The sequence below is a fragment of the Burkholderia sp. Ac-20384 genome (assembly GCF_017104605.1).
GTDB classification, from domain to species: Bacteria; Pseudomonadota; Gammaproteobacteria; order Burkholderiales; family Burkholderiaceae; genus Burkholderia; species Burkholderia lata.
On the sequence record NZ_JAAGPE010000436.1, the window covers coordinates 1 to 5781 of the forward strand.

The 5781-nt window shown below is 70.3% G+C and carries 5 protein-coding genes; 4 read left to right on the forward strand and 1 reads right to left on the reverse strand.

Annotation, left to right across the window (positions count from 1 at the left end; all coding sequences use genetic code 11):
* The coding region (locus tag G3O00_RS39135) for a thiamine pyrophosphate-binding protein (protein ID WP_277399375.1) at positions 1-495 on the reverse strand (495 nt) is incomplete at its 3' end.
* Positions 496-592: 97 nt separating this feature from the next.
* On the opposite strand from G3O00_RS39135, the gene G3O00_RS39140 reads away from it, so the two are divergent.
* From G3O00_RS39140 to G3O00_RS39155, 4 genes are all read left to right on the forward strand, one after another.
* Positions 593-1504 (forward strand): LysR family transcriptional regulator, encoded by a 912-nt coding sequence (locus G3O00_RS39140; protein ID WP_206146195.1) that lies wholly within the window; start codon positions 593-595, stop codon positions 1502-1504.
* Positions 1505-1690: 186 nt separating this feature from the next.
* Positions 1691-3085: a D-arabinitol 4-dehydrogenase gene (gene dalD / locus G3O00_RS39145; protein WP_206146196.1), complete on the forward strand. Its 1395-nt coding sequence runs from the start codon at positions 1691-1693 to the stop codon at positions 3083-3085.
* Between the two features lie 83 nt (positions 3086-3168).
* Positions 3169-4650: a xylulokinase gene (gene xylB, locus G3O00_RS39150; RefSeq protein ID WP_206146197.1), complete on the forward strand. Its 1482-nt coding sequence runs from the start codon at positions 3169-3171 to the stop codon at positions 4648-4650.
* 65 nt (positions 4651-4715) lie between these two features.
* Entirely contained in the window at positions 4716-5729 is a 1014-nt protein-coding gene (locus G3O00_RS39155; RefSeq protein WP_011353028.1) for a sugar-binding transcriptional regulator, read from the forward strand.
* The last annotated feature ends 52 nt before the right edge of the window (positions 5730-5781 follow it).

Here is a 5781-nt window from a genome sequence, read left to right on the forward strand (position 1 = left end):
CAACACCGGGCCGCGCGGTTCCTGCATCGCGATGCGGTACGCACGCGCGATCGCGGCCGGCACATCCTGCGCGCGCGCAGGCTCGATGCTCCATTTCACGTACGGCTTCGGCAGCTCGGCAGCCTGCGTCGCGCCGAGGAACGGGTCGAACGGCAGGATCGCGCGCGCCTGCTGGCCCGCGGTGACGATCAGCGGTGTGCGGTTCTTGAAGGCGGTGAAGAGATTGCCCATCGCGTTGCCGACGCCTGCCGCCGAATGCAGGTTGACGACCGCCGCGTTGCCGGTGGCCTGCGCGTGGCCGTCGGCCATGCCGACCACGACGGCCTCATGCAAGCCGAGCACGTAGCGGAAGTCGTCCGGGAAGTCGCGGAACATCGGCAGCTCGGTCGAGCCGGGATTGCCGAACACGCGGTCGATGCCGAACTGGCGAAGCAGGTCGATCACCGCATCGCGAACGGTGATCGGTGCGGCGGAAGGGGGTAGATGGCCAGACATGCTCGGCGCTCCTCGGTGGCTTGGCGGTTTCCACAGTATCGAAGCGCAAGCCATTCACCGATACTGTATTTTTTGCGATAAGCCATACCGTTCCGACATGACTTTCGATCTCCGACAATTGCGCGCCTTCACGACGATCGTCGCGTGCGGCAGCCTCGGCCGCGCGGCCGACGCGCTGCATGTGACGCAGCCGGCGCTGAGCCGGATCCTGAAGCGGCTCGAGGAACAGGTCGGTGCGCCCTTGTTCGAGCGCCACTCGAAGGGCGTGCAGCTCACCGCGTTCGGCGAGGCACTGCTGCCGCACGCGACGCTGCTGCAGCACGAGGCCGAGCACGCGCGCGAGGAGCTCGACGCGATGCGCGGGTTCGCGAAGGGCACGATCAAGGTCGGCACGGTGGGCAGCATCGCGAGCCTCGTGCTGCCGGTCGCGGTGGGCCGCGTGCTCGACCGCTGGCCGAACCTGCGCGTCGAGATCATCGAAGGCGTGTGGGACCGGCTCGCGGAAGGGCTGAACAAGCACGAGATCGACCTCGCGCTGTCCGCGCACGGGCCCGACACCGATGAAATCGTCGCGATTCCCGAGTGCCGCTGGGAAGATCGCAGCCATATCGTTGCGGCGCCGCACCATCCACTGCGCGCGCTCGGCCGCGCGCCGACGCTCGCCGATACGCTGCACGCGCGCTGGGCGATTCCGCCGCGCGGCACCGCGCCGTTCGACCACATGCGCGCGACCTTCGACGCGCACGGGCTCGCGCTGCCCGACATCGCGGTCGAGACACGCTCGGTGACTACGCTGAAAAGCCTCGTCGCGCATGCCGGCTTCCTGAGCTGGATGGCCGAGCCGATGTACGGCGCCGAGCAGCGCGCCGGCACGATCGACACACTGCCGGTGCGCGAGGTCGTCGCGGTGCGCACGCTCACCGCGTTCCGGCGCCGCCACGGCATCCTGCCGGGGCCGGCCGGGAAACTGCTCGATGAACTCGTCGCGTTGACGCGCGAAGGACGCTGACGGCGCTTTTCGCACCGGCCGCCCGTTCGCGCCCTCCCCGTCCTGCCCGCACGCGCCGCCGCAGCGCACCATCGAAATGCCGTTTCCCCGCCTTGACTTTCGCTCGCTCGAATACGATCATTCGCTCACAAAAAGAGCAAATGATCGTATTCGACAGGACAGTCAGGCACGAACAGGAGACCCCGGATGAGCGCATCGCCCTCCGCCCGCACGCCCGTGCTGCTGCACATCGGCGCGGGCTCGTTTCACCGCGCACACCAGGCGTGGTATCTGCATCGCGTGAACGCGGCCGTCCCGGCCGACGAGCGCTGGTCGCTGACCGTCGGCAACATCCGCGACGACATGCACGCGACGATGGACGCGCTCGCCGCGCAGCACGGCGCCTACACGCTCGAAACCGTCACGCCGCAAGGCGAGCGCGCGTACGAGACGATCCGCGCGATCACGCGCGTGCTGCCGTGGTCGATCGACCTCGCCGCGCTGATCGACGCCGGCGCCGATCCGGCCTGCCGGATCGTGTCGTTCACCGTCACGGAAGGCGGCTACTACCTCGACGAACACAACCGGCTCGACATCGCGAACGCCGATCTCGCGGCCGACCTGCAGGGCGCGCGCACGACGCTGTACGGCGCGCTTGCGGCGCTGCTCGCCGAGCGCGTGAAACGCGACGCGGGCCCGCTCACGCTGCAGAGCTGCGACAACCTGCGCAACAACGGCGCGCGCTTTCGCGCGGGAATGCGCGAATTCCTCGAACGGCGCGGACAGGCCGACCTGCTCGCATGGTTCGATGCGAACGTTGCGACACCCAGCGCGATGGTCGACCGCATCACGCCGCGCCCGACCGCCGACGTGCGCGAGCGCGTGCTGGCCGCCACCGGCATCGACGACGCGTGCCCGGTGATGGGCGAATCGTTCATCCAGTGGGTGATCGAGGACCGCTTCGCGGCCGGCCGGCCGCGCTGGGAGCTGGCCGGCGCCGAACTCGTCGACGACGTGCACCCGTACGAGGAAGCGAAGATCCGCATCCTCAACGCGACGCACAGCTGCATCGCGTGGGCCGGCACGCTCGCGGGCCACACGTATATCCACGAAGGCACGCACGACGCGGCGATCCGCCGCTTCGCGCACGACTACGTGACGCAGGACGTGATCCCCTGTCTCACGCCGAGCCCGCTCGATCTCGCGCGCTACCGCGACGTCGTGCTCGAACGCTTCGGCAACCCGTACGTGCTGGACACGAATCAGCGCGTCGCGGCCGACGGCTTCTCGAAGATCCCCGGCTTCATCGCGCCGACGCTCGCCGAATCGTTCGCACGCGGCGCATCGCCCATCGCGACCGCCGTGCTGCCCGCGCTGTTCCTGCGCTTTCTCGAACGCTGGGCGCGCGGCGCGCTGCCGTATGCGTACCAGGACGGCGTGATGGACGAAAGCGCCGCGCGGGCGATCGTCGGCGCCACCGACCCCGTCGTCGCGCTGTGCGCGAACCGGCAGCTGTGGGGCTCGCTCGCCGGCAACGCGGCGCTGTTCGAGGCCATCCGCGGCGGACTCTGGCGGGTCGACGCATGGCTCGCGGCACGCTGACCCGCATCCGGGCGAACCTGCCTTGGCACGGGCGCGGCCGCGCGGCTAAAGTAGCGACTCCCCACTGACGGAACGGATCGCTCATGTATCTCGGCATCGACCTCGGCACCTCGGAAGTGAAGGTGCTGCTGCTCGCCCCGGACGGCACGGTCGTCGGCACCGCCGGCTCGCCGTTCAGCGTGTCGCGGCCGCATCCGCGCTGGGCCGAACAGCATCCGGACGACTGGTGGCAAGGCACGCTCGCCGCGCTCGCGACCCTGCGCGAGCGGCACCGCCAGGCGTTCGCGGCCGTGCGCGGCATCGGCCTGTCGGGTCAGATGCACGGCGCCGTGCTGCTCGGGCGCGACGACCGCGTGCTGCGCCCCGCGATCCTGTGGAACGACATGCGCAGCGCCGACGAATGCGCGCTGCTCACCGAACGCGCGCCCGATCTCCACGCACTGGCCGGCAATCTCGCGATGCCGGGCTTCACCGCGCCGAAACTGCTGTGGGTCGCGAAGCACGAGCCCGACGTGTTCGCGGCGACCGCGTGCGTGCTGATGCCGAAGGATTACCTGCGGTTCCGGCTGACCGGCGCGAAGGTGTCCGATCCGTCGGACGCGGCCGGCACGCTGTGGCTCGACGTCGCGCGCCGCGACTGGTCAGACGCGCTGCTCGCCGCATGCGGAATGACACGTGACCAGATGCCGCGCATCGTCGAAGGCAATGCGCCGTCCGGTACGCTGCGCGCGGACATCGCACGCGAACTCGGGCTGTCGGAAGCCGTCGTGGTGGCCGGCGGCGGCGGCGACAACGCGACGAGCGCGCTCGGCATCGGCGCGATCCATGCAGGCGACGGCTTCGTATCGCTCGGCACGTCCGGCGTGCTGAGCGTGGTCGGCGATCGCTTCATGCCGAACCCTTCATCGGCCGTGCATGCGTTCTGCCACGCGATTCCCGATCGCTGGCAATTGATGAGCGTCGTACTGTCGGCCGCGAGCTGCCTGCGCTGGGTCTGCAAGCTGACCGGCACCGACGAGCCCGCACTGCTTGCCGAAGTCGAGGCGCTCGACGCCGACGCACTCGCGACGGCGCCGCTGTTCCTGCCCTACCTGTCCGGCGAGCGCACGCCGCACAACGATCCGTACGCGCAGGGCGTGTTCTTCGGGATGACGCATGCGACCGAACGCGCACACCTCGGCTACGCGGTGCTCGAAGGCGTGACGCTCGGCCTCGCCGACGGTCTCGACGCGCTGCATGCGGCCGGTGTCGAAACCGATCAGCTGTCGCTGATCGGCGGCGGCGCGCGCAGCGCGTTCTGGGCGCAACTGATCGCCGATGCGCTGAACGTGCGCACGCGCCAGCACGGCGGCGGCGAAACGGGCGCGGCGCTCGGCGCGGCCCGGCTCGGCTGGCTGGCCGTCGGCGGCGATCCGCATACGGTGCTGGCCAAGCCGCCGGTGCGCGCCGAGTACGCGCCGGATGCCGCCCGCCATGCGCTGCTGCGCGAACGCCTCGACGCGTTCCGCGCGCTGTACCGTCACGTGCAGCCGCTGTACGAACCGTCGCGCGCGCGGCTCGCGTAAGCGCCGCACGTCACGCGTGGCGGCCGCCGGCCGCGCGCGCGACATGCGGTACAGTGGATGCCGTCATGCGGCCCGCCGGCCGGCCCGCGGGGCGGCCCCCAGATCCGAACCGAATCGCTATCGTGTCCAAGTCCTCAGAAAAACTCGATCTCGCCACGCGTGCCGCGTGGCTCTACTACGTCGCGGGCGACACGCAGAACGAAATCGCGGAAAAGCTGCAGGTGTCGCGCCCGGTCGCGCAGCGCCTCGTCGCGTTCGCGGTCGAGAAGAACCTGATCCGCGTGCGCGTCGACCACCAGCTCGCCGACTGTCTCGATCTCGGCGCGCAACTGTCGAAGCGCTACGGCCTCGCGATGTGCGAAGTCGTGCCCGTCGATGCCGACGCGCCCGACGCGATCGACCGCAAGCTCGCGGTCGCCGGCGCGCAGGTGATGGAGCGCTACCTGAACGAAACACGGCCGATGGTGATCGCGGTCAGCAGCGGCCGGACGCTGAAGGCCGCGGTCGCGCAGATCGCGCAGATCGACCGCCCGCAGCACCGGCTCGTGTCGATGGTCGGCGCAATCGCCGCCGACGGTTCGTCGAACCGCTACGACGTCGCGCAGTACATCTCCGAAAAAACCGGCAGCAAGCACTTCCTGCTGCCCGCGCCGCTGTTCGCCGACAGCGATGCCGAGCGCGCGCAGTGGTGCAATCACCGGCTGTACCGGATCGTCGAGGCGCTGTCGGGCAAGGCCGATGTCGCGTTCGTCGGGATCGGCAACATCGGCCCGCACTGCCCGCTCTACGAAGACGGCTTCATCACCGAACAGGAGCGCGACGAGATGACCGCGCTCGGCGCGGTGGCCGAACTGCTCGGCGTGCCGATCGACGCGCAGGGTACGCAGATCGCCGTGTCGACGAGCGCGCGCGTGACGAGCGTGTCGCTCGCCACGCCGCCGAAGCGCCCGACGATCGCGTTCGCCGGCGGCCCGAAGAAGCGCGACGCGGTGATCGCCGCGCTGCGTGGCGGCTGGCTGTCGGGCCTCGTCACCGACGAAACCTGCGCGCGCGCCGCGCTCGACGCGAAGGCAGCCTGACACCGAAGCCGCGCACCGCGCGCGGCAGTCGAACGCTCAAGCCGCGTGCGGC